Raw genomic sequence first — 1,304 nt, 5'->3', positions numbered from 1 at the left:
GCCCCGTGCAGCGCATGCAGGGGCCGTATGAACGGAAAAAGGTGTCTGCAAGTGGGCGCCGAACCCGCATCCTGAACCAGGGTTCAGGTGGGCGAGGGCAGCAAGACTTCGGGTTCATCTGACGCGAGATGATCACACCCGTCAAGCGATGTACCAAGCCCGGCTCCGGAGAGCATTGGAACAAGGAAATATTAAGCCCGACGCGCACCGCAGACAGTTCGGATTTTACGCCCCGGACGGGCCGGGTGCTTCCGCTCAGAGTAAATGGTCATCGCCCGCAAGGGCTTGATCGAGTTTCTGAATGAGCTGGGCGGCCTTGGCATCGGCGTCGCCGCCCTCTGCCGAGGAGGCCGCGGCCACGGGAGCCGGCGCGGCCGCGGCGGCCGCCTGCTGGGCCGCCAGGTCGAAAGCCAGGTTGAGCGAAGCGAGCACCGCGATGCGGTCGCGCGCCTTCACCTTGCCCGCATCGCGGATCTTGCACATGGCCGCGTCCACGCGCTCGACGGCGTCGCGCAGCTGCGCCTCGCCGCCTTCGGGGCAGCCGAGCAGATAGCTCTGGCCCATGATCTGAACTTCAATCTGCTTCATGCGGGGGAATCTTGGGAAGGTGGTTCGGCCGGCAGCCGCTCGAGCAGCGCATCGAGGCGCGTGCGGGCCGCGGCCAGCCGCGACTTCAGCGCGTCGCGCTCGCGCGTGAGCGCTTCGACCTGCTCCTGCAGCAGCGCATTGGTGCGCTGCACCTCTTCATGACGCACGAGCAGGCGTTCCACACGCTCGGCGATCTGGTCGATGGGGCTGGAGGCGGGCATGGTTGGCGATTGTAGTTTCCCCGGCGGACGGCAGGCGGCGCAACTTTTGGCTTACTGCGCTGGCCCAGGCCCTAAAATCCTGCGCGTTGGTGCCTGCGGCGTGGTTCACACGCCGCGGTTCAACGGGAAGCAGGAGTGAACGCCCCCTGAAACGGAACAGGGCCGAAGCCGCCTGCGCTGCCCCCGCAACGGTCAAGCAGTCGACGCCGCAAGCGTCAACCTCATCCATCAAGCCACTGGGTGCCCTGAAACAGGCGCCTGGGAAGGCGGTGGGGTCGCACTGCCAGCCCGGATACCGGCCAACAAGGCGGCTGCCGCATGCGCGATCGATTGTCGATTCGGCGCGCAAGGCAGCCATTGCGCCCAAGCGCCGGCGGGGAAGCCGGCGACGGGCATAGACGTTCGTTCGCTCCATTCATGACTTCCTGTGGTTTCCTTTCCCTCGGCCGTGCGCCTGCGCGCCGCCGCCTTGCCTGCCTGCCGCTCGCGCTGGCC

Annotated in this window: 2 protein-coding genes and 1 riboswitch; both genes read right to left on the bottom strand. The window is 67.0% G+C overall.

What is annotated here, in order from left to right; genetic code table 11:
- Positions 1–255: 255 nt before the first annotated feature.
- The gene (locus AC1DOC_RS33960; protein ID WP_018905064.1) at positions 256–588 is read right to left on the bottom strand and encodes a cell division protein ZapA; all 333 of its coding nucleotides are present in this window, start codon (positions 586–588) and stop codon (positions 256–258) included.
- Entirely contained in the window at positions 585–809 is a 225-nt protein-coding gene (locus tag AC1DOC_RS33955) for a hypothetical protein (RefSeq protein ID WP_012747655.1), read from the bottom strand. Before AC1DOC_RS33955 ends, AC1DOC_RS33960 begins: the two co-directional genes overlap by 4 nt.
- Positions 810–880: 71 nt before the next feature.
- A riboswitch (cobalamin riboswitch) is annotated at positions 881–1,127 on the top strand.
- The last annotated feature ends 177 nt before the right edge of the window (positions 1,128–1,304 follow it).

The sequence above is a fragment of the Variovorax sp. 01T439_2 genome (assembly GCF_056398445.1).
This window is presented reverse-complemented; position numbering and strand designations above follow the sequence as displayed.